This window comes from Ensifer sp. ENS11 (assembly GCF_014851895.1).
In the GTDB taxonomy this organism is placed as follows: domain Bacteria; phylum Pseudomonadota; class Alphaproteobacteria; order Rhizobiales; family Rhizobiaceae; genus Ensifer; species Ensifer canadensis.
This window is the reverse complement of the sequence record NZ_JACVAN010000005.1, coordinates 238268-255197: the sequence shown is the minus strand read 5'-3', so window position 1 is coordinate 255197 and position 16930 is coordinate 238268. Positions and strand designations below refer to the sequence as shown.

General features: G+C 59.6%; 17 protein-coding genes. 10 read left to right on the top strand and 7 right to left on the bottom strand.

Translation table 11 applies throughout. From position 1 onward, the window contains the following. The first annotated feature begins 49 nt into the window (after window positions 1–49). Window positions 50–847: an ATP-binding cassette domain-containing protein gene (locus IB264_RS12470; RefSeq protein ID WP_246811759.1), complete on the top strand. Its 798-nt coding sequence runs from the start codon at window positions 50–52 to the stop codon at window positions 845–847. A gap of 37 nt (window positions 848–884) precedes the next feature. Further along, complete coding sequence (locus IB264_RS12465; RefSeq protein WP_192433476.1) at window positions 885–1883, top strand: ABC transporter permease; 999 nt, start codon at window positions 885–887, stop codon at window positions 1881–1883. A 290-nt stretch (window positions 1884–2173) separates the two neighbouring features. On the opposite strand, the gene IB264_RS12460 is transcribed toward IB264_RS12465, so the two are convergent. From IB264_RS12460 to IB264_RS12450, 3 genes are all read right to left on the bottom strand, one after another. After that, window positions 2174–2431, bottom strand: a complete 258-nt coding sequence (locus IB264_RS12460; protein WP_192433474.1) for a hypothetical protein — start codon at window positions 2429–2431, stop codon at window positions 2174–2176. Window positions 2432–2720: 289 nt separating this feature from the next. Continuing rightward, entirely contained in the window at window positions 2721–3515 is a 795-nt protein-coding gene (locus tag IB264_RS12455; protein WP_192433472.1) for a Ku protein, read from the bottom strand. Window positions 3516–3518: 3 nt separating this feature from the next. Continuing rightward, complete coding sequence (locus tag IB264_RS12450; RefSeq protein ID WP_192433471.1) at window positions 3519–4379, bottom strand: Ku protein; 861 nt, start codon at window positions 4377–4379, stop codon at window positions 3519–3521. A gap of 171 nt (window positions 4380–4550) precedes the next feature. Between IB264_RS12450 and IB264_RS12445 the strand changes: the two genes are divergently transcribed. Together IB264_RS12445 and IB264_RS12440 are read left to right on the top strand one after the other, a co-directional pair. Further along, window positions 4551–4880 carry a hypothetical protein gene (locus IB264_RS12445; RefSeq protein WP_192433470.1) on the top strand — a complete coding sequence of 110 codons (330 nt, stop codon included), beginning with the start codon at window positions 4551–4553 and terminating at the stop codon, window positions 4878–4880. Beyond that, entirely contained in the window at window positions 4877–5107 is a 231-nt protein-coding gene (locus tag IB264_RS12440) for a hypothetical protein (RefSeq protein ID WP_057206861.1), read from the top strand. Before IB264_RS12445 ends, IB264_RS12440 begins: the two co-directional genes overlap by 4 nt. A 310-nt stretch (window positions 5108–5417) precedes the next feature. Here the strand turns inward: IB264_RS12440 and IB264_RS12435 are convergent, their stop codons facing one another. Both IB264_RS12435 and IB264_RS12430 read right to left on the bottom strand, forming a co-directional pair. Continuing rightward, a complete protein-coding gene (locus IB264_RS12435) occupies window positions 5418–5978 on the bottom strand; it encodes an NADPH-dependent FMN reductase (RefSeq protein WP_192433678.1) in 561 nt (186 codons plus the stop codon). Window positions 5979–6316: 338 nt separating this feature from the next. Next, window positions 6317–7360, bottom strand: a complete 1044-nt coding sequence (locus tag IB264_RS12430; RefSeq protein WP_192433468.1) for an AraC family transcriptional regulator — start codon at window positions 7358–7360, stop codon at window positions 6317–6319. A 129-nt stretch (window positions 7361–7489) separates the two neighbouring features. On the opposite strand from IB264_RS12430, the gene IB264_RS12425 reads away from it, so the two are divergent. Then, window positions 7490–8485: a dienelactone hydrolase family protein gene (locus IB264_RS12425; RefSeq protein ID WP_192433466.1), complete on the top strand. Its 996-nt coding sequence runs from the start codon at window positions 7490–7492 to the stop codon at window positions 8483–8485. Window positions 8486–8660: 175 nt separating this feature from the next. Here the strand turns inward: IB264_RS12425 and IB264_RS12420 are convergent, their stop codons facing one another. After that, a complete protein-coding gene (locus IB264_RS12420; protein ID WP_192433464.1) occupies window positions 8661–9488 on the bottom strand; it encodes an arylamine N-acetyltransferase in 828 nt (275 codons plus the stop codon). Between the two features lies 1 nt (window position 9489). Next, window positions 9490–10662 carry a serine hydrolase gene (locus tag IB264_RS12415; RefSeq protein ID WP_192433463.1) on the bottom strand — a complete coding sequence of 391 codons (1173 nt, stop codon included), beginning with the start codon at window positions 10660–10662 and terminating at the stop codon, window positions 9490–9492. Between the two features lie 177 nt (window positions 10663–10839). On the opposite strand from IB264_RS12415, the gene IB264_RS12410 reads away from it, so the two are divergent. The 5 genes from IB264_RS12410 (at window position 10840) to IB264_RS12390 (ending at window position 16921) form a co-directional block, all read left to right on the top strand. After that, entirely contained in the window at window positions 10840–11655 is an 816-nt protein-coding gene (locus tag IB264_RS12410; protein ID WP_192433461.1) for an SDR family NAD(P)-dependent oxidoreductase, read from the top strand. A 36-nt stretch (window positions 11656–11691) separates the two neighbouring features. Next, complete coding sequence (locus IB264_RS12405) at window positions 11692–12618, top strand: LysR family transcriptional regulator (protein ID WP_192433459.1); 927 nt, start codon at window positions 11692–11694, stop codon at window positions 12616–12618. A 145-nt stretch (window positions 12619–12763) separates the two neighbouring features. Continuing rightward, entirely contained in the window at window positions 12764–13315 is a 552-nt protein-coding gene (locus IB264_RS12400; RefSeq protein ID WP_192433457.1) for a cysteine hydrolase family protein, read from the top strand. Window positions 13316–13629: 314 nt separating this feature from the next. Then, complete coding sequence (locus IB264_RS12395) at window positions 13630–15579, top strand: PrkA family serine protein kinase (protein WP_025430518.1); 1950 nt, start codon at window positions 13630–13632, stop codon at window positions 15577–15579. Window positions 15580–15604: 25 nt separating this feature from the next. Beyond that, complete coding sequence (locus IB264_RS12390) at window positions 15605–16921, top strand: YeaH/YhbH family protein (RefSeq protein ID WP_192433455.1); 1317 nt, start codon at window positions 15605–15607, stop codon at window positions 16919–16921. Window positions 16922–16930: the final 9 nt, after the last annotated feature.

The following is a 16930-nucleotide window of genomic DNA, read 5'->3' as shown; positions in this document are numbered from 1 at the left end:
CGCCTTCATAAGGATTTGCGTAAATAAGCTGTCGACCGCTGGGTGAAGACTGAGGAACGATCGCGCCCGTTGGCGTGCCGGCGCGCTTCGGGAGGCGAGACGACTGGTGGCGACACTCGAGATCACCAACATTTCCAAGCATTTCGGCGCCATTCAGGCGGTCAACGACGTTTCGCTTTCGCTGGAAGCAGGCCAGGTGGTCGGCCTCATGGGAGATAACGGCGCCGGCAAGTCGACGCTGGTCAAAATGATTGCCGGCAACCATCGCCCGAGCCAGGGAACGATACGGCTCGACGGCAACGAAATCGTGCTGCATCGGCCGATAGAGGCACGGCAGCACGGCATCGAGATCGTTCATCAGGACCTGGCGCTGTGCAATAATCTCTCGGCGGCGGCAAATGTGTTCCTTGGACGCGAACTCAGGCGCGGCTTCGGCCCACTGCGTGTATTAGACTACAAGGCAATGTACCGTCGCGCGGGAGAAATCTTTACCGAGCTTCGATCCGAAACTCGGCCCCGCGACCTCGTCAGGCAAATGTCTGGAGGGCAACGGCAGGCGGTCGCGATCGCGCGAACGATGATCTCCGAGGCAAAGATCGTTCTCATGGACGAGCCGACGGCGGCCATTTCGGTGCGCCAGGTCGCCGAGGTGCTGCATCTGATCCGTGGGTTGCGCGACCGCGGCATTGCGGTCGTGCTCATCAGCCATCGCATGCCGGATGTTTTTGATGTCGCAGATCGCGTCGTCGTCATGCGGCGCGGCCGAAAGGTCGCCGACAAGCCTATTGCGCAGACGTCGCCTGAAGAAGTGACAGGATTGATTACGGGCGCCATCGAAAGAGGATGAGCGCTGCAGGTGCCGCATCGGAGGAATGCGTAGGAAAATGGCAACAACGCTCGACCAGACGATTGCTCAGAAACAACGCACGCTGGGCGCTGCGATCCTCGCCAACCAGACGTTCTGGGTGTTGGTCGCCGTCGTTCTGGCGTGCATCTTCCTTTCCTTCGCAACGGATTCGTTCGCCACGCCGAAGAACCTCTACAACATCACCCGCAATGCCACCTTCGTCGCTATCATTGCCCTCGGCATGACGCTGGTTATCATCACGGGCGGGATCGACTTGTCGGTTGGGTCGGTGCTTTGCCTATGCAGCATGGTCCTGGCGGTCGTCATGCATTCCGGCTATAGCATCGAGGTCGGGATTGCCGCCTCAATGGCAACGGCGCTCCTCATTGGCGCGTTCAACGGTGTTCTCATCGCCTATGTCGGATTCCCTCCTTTTGTGGTGACGCTCGGCATGCTTTCGATCGCGCGAAGCCTGGCGATGGTAGCGTCCAACAACACGGTTGTTTTCCAATTCGGACCGGACCACGACAAACTGCTCGCTCTTGGCGGTGGGGCCTGGCTGTTCGGCATCGCCAACCCGGTGATCTACATGATTGTGCTGACGCTGCTGACGGGTTTCGTCCTGCGATGGACGAGGCTGGGCCGCTATATCTACGCCATCGGCGGCAACGAGCACGCCGCGACTGCTACCGGTATACCTGTGCGTCCGATCAAGGTCGGTGTGTATATGATTTCTGCCCTCTCCGCCGGAGTCGCCGGTATCATCCAGACTGGCTGGCTTGGAGCGGTAACAACGAATATCGGCGCTGGCATGGAACTTCAGGTTATCGCGGCGGCGGTGATTGGTGGCGCCAACCTGGCCGGCGGCGTCGGCACGGCCCTAGGTGCACTGGTCGGTGCGGCGCTCATCGAGGTGATCCGTAATAGCCTCGGGCTGCTCGGCATCAATGCGTTCTGGCAGGGAACGTTCATTGGCGGCGCGACCATCCTTGCGGTGCTTTTCGACCGCATCCGCAATTTCCGGCAGGCCGAGTAGCTCTGAGATTTCGTGGGCGCCGACCGCGTCGTGGCGATCCTTTCGCAGCCGACATGGATGCCAGCTGGACGGATGTTGTGGCCGGAACCGATGGCGTCCTCTTTGCTCGCTGGCATCAGCGCATGATCCAAGCCGGCATGGCCGTGGTCAAGATCGCAGGCTCAATAGAATTGCAGCGCGCGGGGGCGCCAAGCCTTTTGGATTGAGAGGTCCCGTTGGGGCCTGGCGGTTGAAGCTCAAGGTTCAACCTTAGAGGTTCCGTACCTCGCCCAATGGGCGAGACGTTGCTCCTAGCGCACCATGCGCGGGCTTACGCCTGCCAGCATCTTGATGATGTCGTCCTCTAGCTTCTGACAGAGATCCTCATAATCCCCGATCACCGTGGGATCCGGCGTCAGTTGCTCGCGTAACTCATCACGCTTCATGGCGGCCAGGCCGTAAGCTTCCAGCAGATCGTTGATCGCAAGGAAGTTGGCATCGGAAATCTGTCTTCGGTGTCGTGGCAGCCGCATCATCATTCGGCTTCGCCCGACCTTTTCGAAATTCATCATCCGCTCCTCGGTCTGTCGGCTGAGAGATTGTCCACCACCAAAATGAAAGTAGCAACATGACTTTGAGCCGATGCATCAACGGCGCGCCTGTCTCTAGCGGATCGAGAACTAGTCATGATCCCAATCCCATTCGCAAACTCCCACGTGATCAAAGCGCGCGGAGTGTGACATGTTCAAGCAACCACATGCCGGTCTATCTCAAAGCAGCACAATTATGCGTCGGATTTCTCATGGCGCTACTCTCAGAGTTTGGGATCATCCCGGGAAGAAAGCCCGTGGGAAGGGACTACCGGGCTTTGCCGCGCTTCTCTCGTTCTAAGCTGTCGCGAAGCGCTGACATGATATCGACGACGTTGTCTTTCGCCGGTGTAATCCTGCGCTTGGCCTTCGGCTTCAACGTCTTCTTCTTGTCGGCGATCAGTTCGAGCATGCGATCCTGAATGGGGTCGGTGATCGGCACCCACTTCTTCGTCTGCTGCTTGATCAACTGCTTCATCAGCGGAGCAAGGCCGCCCTCGGGCTTTGCCTTGATGTTCGAGAAATACTCTTCCTCAGGTCTCACCTCGTCACCATAGCGCAACGTCCATAGAACGATGCCTTCGCCGCGGGGCTCAAGCATCACCGCGCGCTCTCTCTGGCCGAAGACGAGACGGGAAATCCCAACGACGTTCTCTGAGCGCATGGCGTCGCGGATCACGGCGAACGCATCTTCACCAACCTTGTCGTTCGGCACCAGGTAGTGCGGTTTTTCGAGCCAGATCCATTCGATGGAATCCCGTGGCGTGAACATGTCGATCTCAATCGTCCGGACGCTCTCCAGCGCCACCGCATCGAGCTCTTCCTCCTCGAGCATGATGTAATCGCCTTCGCCACGCTCATAGCCTTTCACCTGGTCCTCTGTATTGACTTCCTTGCCGGTGATGCTGTCGACGTATCGTGAAGCCACGCGGTTGCCGGTGGCGCGGTTCATGGTGTGAAAGCGGATCTTCTCGGTGTCGCTTGTGGCCGGCGACAGGGCGACGGGGCAGGTGACCAGTGAAAGTTTGAGATAGCCCTTCCAGTAGGGTTTGACGGCGGCCATGACTTAACCTGCCTTCTTGCGCGCTGCTGGCCGGGGCGCGGGGACGGCTCGCGCAGCTGTTGCAGCGGTGCGAGGCTTGGACGCCCGAGCAGAGCCGAAGCCGGCACTCACGCGAAGCGCTTCCATCAGGTTCGTCGACGGCTCGACCTTCGGCTGTTTCTTCACCTTGACCGTCCGGCCTTCCATCTTCGCCTTCACGAGCTCGGCAAGCGCCGCGTCGTATCTGTCGTCGAAGGTTCGCGGATCGAACAGTCCGGCCTTGGTCTTGATGATGTGCTTTGCAAGGTCAAGCATTTCACCTTCGATCTTGAGCTTCGGAATGTCGGCGAACGCGTCCTTGGCGGAGCGAACCTGGTAGTCGAAGTTGAGGGTGGTAGCGATGAGCCCATCTCCATGGGCGCGAATGAGAACTGTCCGGAGCCGGCGGAAAAGCACAGCCTGGGCGAGGGCGCCGACCTTGGACTCCCGCATTGCATCCCGGATCAGGGCGAAGGTCTCTTCGCCCAGCCGATCGGGAAGCAGGTAGTAGGGCTTGTCGAAATAGAGATCATCGATTTCGCCGAACGGCACATAGGATTGGATGCGCAGCGTCTTGTCGCTTGGAGGAACCGCCGCGGCCAGCTCCTCGGGTTCAAACAGCACGTAGCGGCCGTCATCGATCTCATAGCCTTTGATCTGGTCTTCGCGCTCGACTACCTTCCATGTGTCGATATCGACATACTCCCGCTTCACGCGATTGCCGGTTTTTCGGTTCAAGGTGTTGAAGCTCACGCGCTCGGAAGTCGACGCGGCGCTGTGCAGCGCCACGGGGCAACTGATCTCGGCAAACTTCAAAAAGCCCTTCCAAAGAGCACGTCCGGCCATGTCGATTTCTCCCGGTAAACCCGGATTCAACGGAGGCAGATTACGTTTGTTCCGGCTAAGACGCGAATCAATTGTGGCGTTTAGTGGGCTGTCGATAGTAGGATGGCCCTATCCACGGGTATTGCGTTAGAGGCGTCTGTTGCACCAGGCCAAGAGTAAGGAGGCGGTGCTATGAACACGAAGCTCCATATCGACGGGTCATTTGAGGCTATGCACCGGGCGCTCGACGAAGCCAATCGCGCTTTCGAAAGTGGCGGCGCCGATCGACATCGCGACGCTCTGCAACGTCTCGGCCGCGCGGTGATGAACTCCCTTGCGGAGATCATCGAGACCGATGGCGGAACGGACGGCTACCTCTACGACGCCGACGGCATCGCCCATGACATTGAGGCCTGTTATCACAAGCTGGTCGAGGAAGAGGAAGCGGCTGAGCCGCACCAGGCGCCGCAGCAAGCCAGCCATGGGACGCTCAACTTTCGTCAACAGGGAGTAGGGCGATGATCACCGGCACGGATCTGCTGCAGATTTCACTTGCGCGTGTGAACATGGACCGGTCCGACCTGGAGGCGGCCGGCGTGATCGATCCCGGACAAGCGGGCGACAAGGCCTGGTCAAACTTCGGACGGGACATGGACACCTTCATATTGAAGCTGCCGGAATGGCGCCGTGCAGCGCTCGCCGCTGTGATCAGAGCGAGAGCGGGCAGCACCAGTGAGGTGTCCCATTAACGCGCTCAGATCTATGTTTTCGAGCCCAATGTGACGTATAGCTACGAGAAACGCCTCCGAATACCTGCTCTCCGTTCACGCACGCATGCCAGATTTTCTCAGACCGCTGCTTTATCTGCTTGTTCTCTTTTTTCACCCATCACCGCTGCAGCGGCGGGAACTTTTTTCATCGATTGCCGCTCGAGGCGCTTGATGGAACTCGCCAATTGGCGCCGATCCCGCATCGAATTCCGGCGCCGTTTCGTGGAGTTTTACGGCTCGCTCGGTGTCTTTGGCCTGTATCCAGATCATTTACGAGCGCCGCCACCGTTCAAATATCAATAGCGTCTGGAATCTCGCTTTTCTGGCTCCGGCAGAACGCTGCAAAGTCCTTGAGGAATTTCTCCGCCCCGGGACGATTAGTCGAAGTCATGAGGCTTCCCCTGATTGCGTCAGGCGCCTGCTTCATCACCGGAAACCGAAAGAAAATATTCTCGGAGAAATTTGAGCTTACGGTCGAAAGTACCGTTCGCAGCGCCGCCAGCATGTCCTCGCCTCGGTGCGAAACATGGGCGAGGGCTATTGGTTTTCCGATCACCGCCTCACCGGAGACAAGCCAGTCGATCGCGTTTTTGAGACCGCCGGGAATGCTGCGAACATATTCAGGGCTCGAAATGATCAGCCCGTCACTCGCGGAAATTTTCTCGATGAACCGGATGACGCTCTCTGGGGTATTCGGGCCCTCAAGGTCAGGAGAAAAGACCGGCAACTCACCGATCCGGTCAAAGACATCGATTGCGATATCGGCCGGTGCCAGGGCTTGGAAAGCCCGTAACAAGGCCGTGTTGGTGGATAGCTGACGTGTGCTGCCCGAAATCGCCAATATCTTCATGCCCAAAAGATAATGGAATATCCTTATCCGGCAAGCGGTCCACACCAGCGAGTTGAGCCCGAGTCGATAGGTGAGGAAGTAGTTCGATTCCACTCAAGAGCTGAGATTCAATCGTCTACTGAGTCCAGGCCGACGACTTCGCTTTGATCAGTCTTTGGTCGTGGAGGCGCACGTACCACGAGTTTGTGCGGTTGACGCGTCGATCCTATCCATGCGGCGGCAAGGCTGACGGTCCTTTTTCCGGCTCGGATGCAGGCGGGTCTGCCCCGCATAAGTGCAAGCTCGACCATCGCAAAATCTGATGTTACATGCCCAACCGGGCGAGCTTGTTTGCGGGGTCAGGGGAAGCCCCGGCTAGCGCTGTCTACTTGAACAGGACCACCCATCCGGCATGAACGCCACTCTGTCGGGTTCATGCCGGTAACGCGCCGGAATTCACGATTGAAATTGGATTTCGTCAGGAAGCCTACGTCGTAGACGATCGTGGTGACGGCGATATCGGCTTTTTCGAGGAGCCGGCAGGCCTCCGCGATCCGGAAATCGTTGACATACTGCGAGAGGTTCTTGCCGCAAACGATGTTGACGGCCTTCGACAGGTGACGGGCGGGAATGCCTGCCCTGCGCGCCAGCCGGCTAAGGTTGAGCTCATGGTCGCGATAGAGCCCTTGCGTCTGCATCAGTTGCGCCAGGCGCGCAACAATATGGGTGTCGTCGTCGGATGCCGGCGCCGGCTGCACGGCTTCGGGCTCGCGCGGGGGCGGAGCTCGGGATGCGATCGCAGCCCCGGCCCCGAGCAAAAGCACGAGGGGGATCGTCGCAACGGTCACGATCGTGGCGGCATACGAACCGTCGAACACGCGCAGGTCCAATGCGATCAAGCTGTCCGCGATGACCGCAAGCAACAGCGTCGCAGCCATGATCTGCAGCGACCGATGAACGAGAGGGGCATCGTCGAAACGCGCAAGGTCGAGCGCGTCCGAGCCACCCCACGCGAGATGTCCAAGCGCGACCGCATAACAAGCGAAAATGGCGATGAGAGTCAGATCGATCCACTGTGGTGAGGCAACGGCAAGGAGTGTCACCAGCAGCGACGGCAGCATGTGCGGCCAGAAACGATAGGAGGATGTGTTGCCCGGCTCGGCGACGAAGGTCGCGAAACAGACCCAGGCCATGGGGCCGACGGCAGAGGCAAGAATGGCCTGGGCCGGCAAGACACGTTCGATCCCATAGCCCCAGCGCATGCCGATGACCGTCGCAAGAACGCAAAGCAGCAGGACCAATATCCGGAAATGCCGGCTGGCAGCCTGCTCACGAAGGCTCATCTGTACCAAAAGAATGAGCAGCAGCAGCGCCGCGACGAACGGCAACGGAACGAAGAGCATCGAGTCGGTCCTGTTTTGCGGCCACTATTGACCAGATCGTGATCGGAGACGACCTCGAACATGATCTTGGTCTCGATTGCGCAACCGTCATGTCAACGTCCCCGGCGTCATTTCAATCGGGCCAACTCCATGATCTCGTTCAGACCGTTTTTCCTGCTTCTTTTTCAGGTTACGCTTCTCATATCCTCGGCCGCCTATGCGACCGTCGGCTTCCAGGCGGTTGAAGTCTCCGATCCTCTCGATCGTCCTCTCCAGGCAGCGATCTGGTATCCATCGAACGAAGCGCCTCGGATGCAGGCACTCGGCGATTATACCCAGACCGTTGCCGCTAACGGTTCCGTCGTTGGCAAGCGACTACCCCTGGTGGTCCTCTCGCACGGCACGGGTGGCAGCGCCCACGGCCATCACGATACGGCCTTCGCGCTGGCCGAAGCCGGGTTTGTCGTTGTCGCCCTTTCGCATTCCGGCGACAACTATGCCGACATGCGCCACTACGCCACCCGCAGACAGCTGACCGAGCGGCCGCGGCATATATCGCTGATCATCGACTACATGCTGCAGACCTGGCCGCAGCGTGCTGCAATCGATCCGGATCGTGTCGGCATTTTCGGGTTCTCCATTGGCGGCTTCACGTCGCTCGTCGCCCTGGGTGGCAAGCCTGAGCTTTCCGGTCTGATCGACCAATGTGTGGCGTTTCCGCAAAGATGGGTCTGCCGCGAGTTCGGCGGGGCAGACAGTATCGCCCGGAGCTTCGGCGCTGCGGCGCTGGACGTCGTTCGCGATGAACGGCTGAAGGCGGCCTTCGTCGCCGCCCCGGCGATGCCGGCCTTGTTCCTGCCTGACGGTCTGCGCGAGGTGCAAAAGCCGGTGGCACTCTGGGCGGCGGAGCTGGATCACATCGTGCCAGCGGAGCCGGACTTCGCAATCGTGAAGGGCGGGTTACCGGTCATGCCAGTATCTCATATCGAGCCTGGCGCCGGACATTACTCATTCCTCGCGCCTTGCACAAAAAGCCAGCTGGCGGCGTTGCACGAAATCTGCACCGATACACCCGGCTTCGATCGGGCAGCATTTCATGCGCGCCTGAACGCAGCCGTCGTCGCCTTCTTCCGCCGAAATCTCTAGCTCAGGCCGCGTCTACGCGCCGGATGCAGTCATTCAAAGTGCTGCAGCGACCTTTGCGCGTCTAATAAGACGCGCGGCGCTGTAGTCCCTCCAGGTGATTTTTGCGGACAGGCGCCAACGGCGGCATCATCCAGCCTCGCGAGAATTGGCGACAATGGTCGGCAACGACAATGGCTCATGCGGGTGTGCTCGTTACCTGGGGCAAGATTCGCCGCCATTCGTTTTGGAACGGCAGCCCGAACAGATTGATCAGCGCCTCCTCGGTTGCCACTGCATCCAGCCAACGACGATCGACCTGTCCATTGCGATGGCGGATCGTCAGCCTGTTCCCGAGCAGTACGTTTCGTGCTTCCGGCGTCGTCAAGGCCACAAGCAGTTGCTGGCGGAAATGGGAGTGTGGATGGGTCGAGGCGCCGGCGTTTGCGATATCGTATTCCTCGTCGGCGCAGGTTCTCGTCGAAATCTCGTAGACCGGTGACCACTTTGCGGCGAGCAGTACCTTGAGCAAAAAGCCTTCCGGTGTAGCGGTCAAACGAAACATCTCATGCGTCGTCGGTTGTGGCGCCGCGACGTCGAAGCGCAAGGGAAGCGTTGGAACGCAGCTGCCGAAGCCGACGTCGACGAGGTAGGCTACTCCATCGATAACGACGCGGAGCGCCATATGCGACCAGGCCGGCGGCGGAGCAGTTTTTTCCCGCATCCACAGGACGCGAGCCATCAGCGGCTCTGCCACGTAGCCGAGCGATAACAGGACCCTTTGAAACAGTCCGTTGTGCTCGAAGCAGTATCCGCCGCGCCGGCGCGCGATGAGTTTGACATCGAGGGCTGCGGGCGACAGATCGATCCCGTGTCCCAGGAGGACGTCTATGGCTTCGAACGGAATAGTCGCGACATGGTGCGCGATAATCGCCCGAAGGTTCGCCAGATCCGGTGAACGCGGCCCGCCGTAGCCAATGCGCGCGAAGTATTGGTCGAGATCGACGGGAACAGCAGACCTCGGCATCTCAAAGGCTCCGGTATAGGGCATCGCGTAGGTCGGTCGTAAAGCGGCCGATCATGCCTTCGAACGCCGTGTTGGTGAGCGCAACGATGGAAAGGCGTCGATCCGGATCGATGAACCATTTGTGCCCATAGGCGCCGTCCCATTGCAGCGTGCCCGGACATTGGGGACTTCCGGCGTCTTCAGGAGAGGCAAGGATCGCGCCTCCAAAGCCGAACTCCCAGCCCGGTCCGGCGGCTGCGCCTGCAGTCTTCGCCTGCATTTCAAACATTGAACTGGCGGTCTCGCGTTTCAAGATGGGCGTACCACCCGTTCTGAGACATTCGAGAAGGCGCAGGATATCGCCAGCCGTGCCGGCCATGCCGGCGCCGCTTGACGGAAAAGCTTGGGTGTTGAAAATCCGCACGGGGGAGAACCTGACCGGATTGCCGAAGAACGGAATGGCATCGTCATCCGCCAATCGCCGTGGTCGCGGTGTCCCGTCACCGTAGTGTGTAACAAGCCGGCTGCGATCGACAACCGAAAATGCCGTATCCTCCATCTGCAGCGGACCGGTCACCAGCGTCGCCACCGCGTCTGAAAGCGCACGTTCCGTCGCACGCTCGATGACGGCACCGAGAACGTCGAGGCTCATCGAGTAGCCCCAGCCCTCTCCGGGCGGATACGCGAGCGGGACGGCGTTCAATTTCCGAATGAGGTCGGAAAGATCGTCATTGGTGTTGTCGAGCCCGGTGCTGATGGCGAGCCTCTGATAGGGGCCGTCACCTCGTTCCATGAAGGCGTAGCTGAGCCCGGCGCTGTGCGTCAGCAGATGGCGCAGGGTAATGCGCGGCAGGCTTCCGTCCGGCAGGCGCGGCGAGAAGTCGGGCAACCATGTCGATACCGCATCGTCGAGATGCATCACGCCTTTGTCGATCAATGCCAGGGCGGCCGCTGTTACGATCGGCTTTGTGACGGATGAGAGCAGGAAGATGCTCTCGAGTTGCATCCGGCGCCACGCCTCTCGATCGGCAAAGCCGGCAGCGCGCTGGTAGGTGAGGCTGCCGTCGATGGAAACCAGGACGACGGTGCCGACGATCCGCTCTTGCGCCAAAGCGTCGTCGATCGCCTTATCAACCGCGGCCCGCAATTGCGGCAGCGGCGTTCGTTTCAGTTCGGTTGACGTCAGTCCGCCCATCGATTTTCTCCCGTCAGCGCCCCGGTCTTTGCCGACAGGGCCTCGCATCGATGGAAACGGCTCGGTGTGGACGAGTCGATTGCCTGCCTGCGTATGGGAGGCATACGCCGCTACAGGAGGACGCGGTCGCCAGTGCAGGCTACACAGCCACCGCAGTTTCAGCGTGGAGGTCGGTCGATGAATGCCCTTGAACAGAGATATCCCGGAAAGGTTGCGCTGGTCGCCGGCGCGAGTAAGGGCATTGGCGCGGCCACCGCCAGGGCATTCGCGAAGGAAGGCGCGGCCGTTGTGCTGCTGGCCCGCTCGAAACAGGCGATCGATGAAGTTGCGCTTTCGATCCGCGAGCGGGGCGGGGAGGCGTTGGCGATCCAGGCGGATGTCGGTGACGAGAGTGCGATGAAACGCGCCCTGGACAGCGCCCTTGAGCGGTATGGACGACTGGACGCTGCCTTTAACAATGCGACCGACGGCGGGATGCCGGCGCCCCTTGCCGATCTCGATATCGAGGCCTTCGATCGCAGCATGCGAACCAATATTCGTGGCACCTTCATTGGTATGCGCCACCAGATCGCAGCCATGTTACACAACGGCGGTGGCGCGATCGCCAACATGGCCTCGGTTGCCGGAGTGAATGGGACATCAGGTCTTTCGGCCTATGTCGCGGGAAAGGCCGGCATTATCGGCCTTACGAAGGCTGCGGCGCTCGACTACGCCGATCAGGGGATCCGCATAAACGTCGTCGCCCCAGGGCCGATCCTGACCCATCATCTCGAAGCCGCAGGCGCGCAGGTACAGCAGCAAGCCGCCCTTTCGACGCCGATGGGCCGTCTTGGCACGGTCGAGGAGGTTGCGGCGGCAGTGCTCTGGCTTTGTTCCGAACAGGCAAGTTACATCACCGGCGCGGTGCTTCCCATCGACGGGGGAATGACGGCAGGCACCAAGCTGTCTATGAATTATCGCCGGGATCAGCCACCTCGCCTGGCGGTGGATTGACGGATTTTGCAGTGCCGGCTTCGGGTCCGTCGTAGGGTGCAGGCGCAAATTTGGGATGGAGATAGCCGTATGGACTGGGAAGAACTGCGTCTTGTTCAGGTGCTCGCCCGCCACGGCTCCCTAAGTGCGGCCGCCCGCAGCCTTGGCACCACGCAGCCGACGCTCAGTCGTCGCCTTGACGCCTTCGAGACAAAATGCGGCCATAAGCTCTTCGAAAGGCATTCGAACGGGCTGATGCCGACTGTCGCATGCCAGTCCATCCTGTCGATTCTCGATCAGATGGAGGCGAGTGCCCTGGCAGTAGAGCGCCGCTTTGCGGCGCAGGAGGAAGGGCTGCAGGGAACAGTTACCGTGACTACCCTCGACTGGCTGGGCGACTATGTCATCGCGCCCATTCTGGCGAAATTCGCCGCCGACCATCCGGGCATCACCATCAATCTCATCAACGATAGCAGGCGCTTCAACCTGTCCCGGCGAGACGCTGATATCGCCTTCCGGTTTGGCGGCTTCGACCAGAAGGACATCGTTGAATGGAAGGTGGCGGAAGTTCGGTACGGGTTGTTCGCATCGCGCGATTACATCGAGCGTTTCGGAAAGCCGGCAGCCGGGGATAGCACGGCGCATTCCATCGTCGAACTCGCCGAGGCGCCCGTACGCGTATCGCTTTCCACGTGGCTGAAGGAGATCCTTCCGGACGCAAGGGTGATCCTGCGGACAAATTCGATACGCTCACAACTGAGTGCGGTGGAAGCGGGTGTAGCGGTTGCCACGCTTCCGTTCTTTCTGGCCGCCGATCGACTGGGATTGCTTGCCGTGGATACAGGGAACTCTCCACCGACATTGCCACTCGTGATCGGCGTTCATAGCGACATGCGCCGCATACCTCGTATCCGAAAACTCATTGACTTTGCTGTCTCCGAGTTCGTCGGCCTTCGATCACGGCTCAGTCCTGCAAGGCCATAGCGATGGACAGCGGCGGGGCGACAGCGACAGTGGAGCAAATGAATACATGGCCTCGCCTCTCGTTAGCGAGAGGTTCATCGGCTCAAGCTACACTTGGCGCTGACGAATACCGGGTCGAATTCAAATTTGATTTTGGAGGGTTGTGATGGCGGTCGATTTCCAGGGCAGCTACATTGATAGAGCGGCCCTCGTCATTATGCACTATCAAGTCGACGTGTTCGCAATCCTTTTCGGGGAGCAACCATCGTCGTTGTTGCAGCAGTGTAACGCATTGATCCGGCGCTGGCGCGCCACTGGTCGACCGTTGCTATTTCCCAACTTTTCGCTAGGCGAAGGGTATGAACACGCACCGCCGGCGGATAACCGCCAAATCTCACCGTATCTACCGACCGGACGATTTCGTACTGGTCTGCCCGTCGAAGGTCTTGCGGTCGAACGGGGTGACCTTTTCTATGCATGTCCGCGAGCCAGCGTCTTCTATGGCACATCGCTTGACGCCGACCTCCGGACGCGCGGCGTAAGCACGCTGGTAATGGCTGGGATAAGCACCACCGGTGTTGTTCTTTCAAGCGTCGCCTGGGCCAGTGATGCGGACTACGCTGTGCGCCTAGTCCAGGACTGCTGCTTTGATCCGGATCAGGATGCGCACGAGGCTCTGTTTCGTTCCGGCTTCGGCGGGCGCGCGGAGGTCGTGTGACGCGGTACCCCCATGGTTTTGACGATTGGCGGGGAGATCAGAGCGCCCATTTTTCCCGTACTCCGGTCAACCTGATGGGCCGCTCGGTTGTTTCATGCTTTTGGACAGTGGACTCGCTGTTCAGATAGGGTGCGAAGATGGCTGGCCGATGTTATTGTTAGTAAGCAGCGCCTTGATTCGCTCGGCGTCAGCGCCTGTGAGATGGATAAGTAGTGAAGGCAGCCAATTTCGGGAACAAACCCGGGCCTAATTTCGTTGAAAATGAAGTGGTCGTAGCAGAAGCGTAGGACTTCGGGCGACCGCAGGAGGCTTCCATGAGAGCCAATGACGGCGATGTTTTCGACCTCTTTTCGCAGACTTACGCAAGCGGAGTGCAAGAGAAGTTAAGTCTGCAGGAATATCTCCTCGCCTGTCGCGACGACAGGAGCATGTATGCCACGGCGCCGGAGCGCATGGTGGCTGCCATCGGCGAGCCGCAATTGATAGACACGAGCGCGGATGAGCGCCTCGGCCGTATCTTCGCTAACCGCACCATCAAGATCTACCCCTCCTTTGCGGACTTCTATGGAATGGAGGATACGATCGAGCGGATCGTCGGATATTTCCGATATGCCGCGCAGGGGCTCGAGGAACGTAAGCAGATCCTTTACCTCTTGGGGCCGGTGGGTGGCGGCAAGTCGTCGCTTGCCGAACGGCTCAAGAAGCTGATGGAGCAGCAGCCGATCTACACGCTGGCCATCGACGGTAAGATAAGTCCCGTCTTTGAGTCGCCCCTTGGCCTGTTCGACCGCGATCGTATGGGGGATCTGCTCGAAGACAAATACGGCATTGCCAAGAGGCGGCTCACCGACTTGGTATCGCCTTGGGCAACCAAGCGGCTGGACGAAATCGGCGGCGACATTTCGAAGTTCAGCGTCGTCAAACTTACGCCCTCGCGGCTGCGCCAGATCGCCATCGCCAAGACGGAACCGGGCGACGAGAACAACCAGGATATTTCCGCGCTCGTCGGCAAGGTCGATATCCGCCAGCTCGAGAATTTCAGCCAGGCCGATCCCGACGCCTATTCCTATAGCGGCGGGCTCAACAGGACTACGCAAGGGCTGCTCGAATTCGTCGAAATGTTCAAGGCGCCGATCAAGGTTCTGCATCCGCTGCTCACCGCTACGCAGGAAGGAAGCTATAACGGCACGGAGAACTTCGGCGCCTTCCCCTACCAGGGTATCGTGCTTGCCCATTCCAACGAGTCCGAATGGCTGCAATTCAAGCACAACAAGAACAACGAGGCCTTTCTCGACCGGATTCTGGTCGTCAAGGTACCCTATTGCCTGCGTGTCACGGAGGAACGGCTGATCTATGAAAAGCTGCTTCGCGAGAGCGAGTTGTCCGAGAGCCCATGTGCGCCCGAGGTGCTGGAGAACCTTAGCCGCTTCACGGTGGCGACGCGCCTCGCTCTACACGAGAACTCGCCGTCCTACACGAAGATGCGGGTCTATGACGGCGAAAACCTGAAGGATACCGATCCCAAGGCGAAGTCCCTGCAGGAATATCGCGATGCCGCGGGCGTCGATGAGGGTATGACCGGCGTCAGTACCCGCTTTGCCTTCAAGGTGCTGTCGGAGACCTTCAACTACGACACCAAGGAAGTCGCGGCCGATCCGGTTCATTTGATGTATATCCTGGAACAGGCTATCCGGCGGGAGCAATTTCCCAAGGAGACCGAAGCGAACTATCTCGATTTCATCCGCTCGGAGCTCGCCGCTCGTTATGCCGAGTTCATCGGTCACGAGATCCAGAAGGCTTATCTCGAATCCTATAGCGAATATGGTCAGAACCTGTTCGACCGCTATATCTCTTACGCGGATGCCTGGCTCGAAGATCAGGACTTCAAGGATCCTGATACGGGTCAGATCCTAAATCGCAACGTTCTCGACGGCGAGTTGTCGCAGATCGAAAAGCCCGCAGGGATCGCAAACCCCAAGGATTTCCGCAACGAAGTCGTAAAGTTTACCCTGCGCGCCCGTGCCAGGAACAACGGGCGCAACCCCTCTTGGACAAGTTACGAAAAGCTCCGGGAAGTGATCGAGAAGCGCATGTTCGGCCAGGTCGAGGACCTTTTGCCGGTCATCAGCTTCGGCTCGAAGAAGGACAGCGTGACCGAGAAGCAGCATGCTGAATTCGTGGAACGCATGACCGAACGCGGCTACACCGAGCGTCAGGTGCGGCGGCTCGTCGACTGGTATATGCGCGTCAACAAGGCCGGTTGACGATGCGTAAGCGGGGGATGGGCACATGCCGAATTTCATCGATCGCCGGCTGAACCCCAAGGACAGGAGTCTCGGCAACAGGCAGCGCTTTTTAAAGCGGGTCCATGAGGAATTGAAGCGCACGATAAGGGATCAGGTAAAGTCGGACAGGATCATCGATGTGGACGCCGCCCACGGCGTTCCGATCCCGAAGCGTGGTGCGGACGAGCCCAGCTTCCAGCATTCGCGCGGCAGCGGCGAGCGGCACTATGTCCTGCCCGGAAACGAGACCTTCTCGCCCGGAGACCGACTTAGGAAGCCGGAATCAGGCGGTGGCGGAGGGGTCGGCGGCCCCGGACGGGGCGAAAACACGGACGACTTTCTCTTCGTGCTGTCGCGTGAGGAAGTGCTCGATCTTTTCTTCGAAGATCTGGAGCTTCCGGACATGGTGAAGCTGAACCTGCGCGAAACCGTCAGCTACAAGTCCCATCGCGTCGGTTTCTCGACGGTGGGCACGCCCAGCAATATCAATGTGGGGCGAACGATGCGCAACAGCTTCGGACGGCGCATGGCCCTGCGTCGCCCGAGCGAGAGGGAATTTCAGGCGCTTGCCGACGAGATCGCGGCACTGGAACGGGAGGAGCAACCGTCTCCGCAGCAGCGCCACAGGCTCTGGCACCTGCGCGAAGAACTGGAAGTGCTCGAACGGCGGCGGCGGCGTATCGCCTATGTCGATCCCGTCGACGTGCGGTTCAACCGTTTCGAACGTCAGCCTTTGCCGAACGCGAGTGCGGTGATGTTCTGCCTGATGGACGTCTCCGCCTCGATGGGGGAGCGCGAGAAGGATCTTGCCAAGCGCTTCTTCGTTCTCTTGCATCTGTTTCTCAAGCGTCGTTACGAGCGGATCGACATCGTGTTCATCCGCCACACGGATGAGGCGCGGGAAGTTGACGAGGAGACGTTCTTTTTCAGCAAGCAGAGCGGCGGCACGGTCGTTTCGACGGCGCTTGAGGAAATGCTCCGGGTCATCGAGGAGCGCTATCCCTCGAATCTCTGGAATATATATGCGGCCCAAGCCTCCGACGGCGACAATGCAAACGGCGACTCGGAGCGGTGCGCCGAACTTCTGCGGGAATCGCTCATGCGTCTGTGCCAGTATTACGCCTATGTCGAGATCATAGACGAGCGCGAGAGCGGAATATTCGGGTCGACGGACAACGGCACCTCACTCTGGCGCGCCTACCGCACGGTCGACAGCGAGGTACCCAATTTCCAGATGACGCGCGTTGCAATGCCCGCCGACATCTACCCCGTCTTCCGCAAACTCTTTGCCCGGCATCAACCTGTTCAACTGCGCAGGTGAGGGGACGAT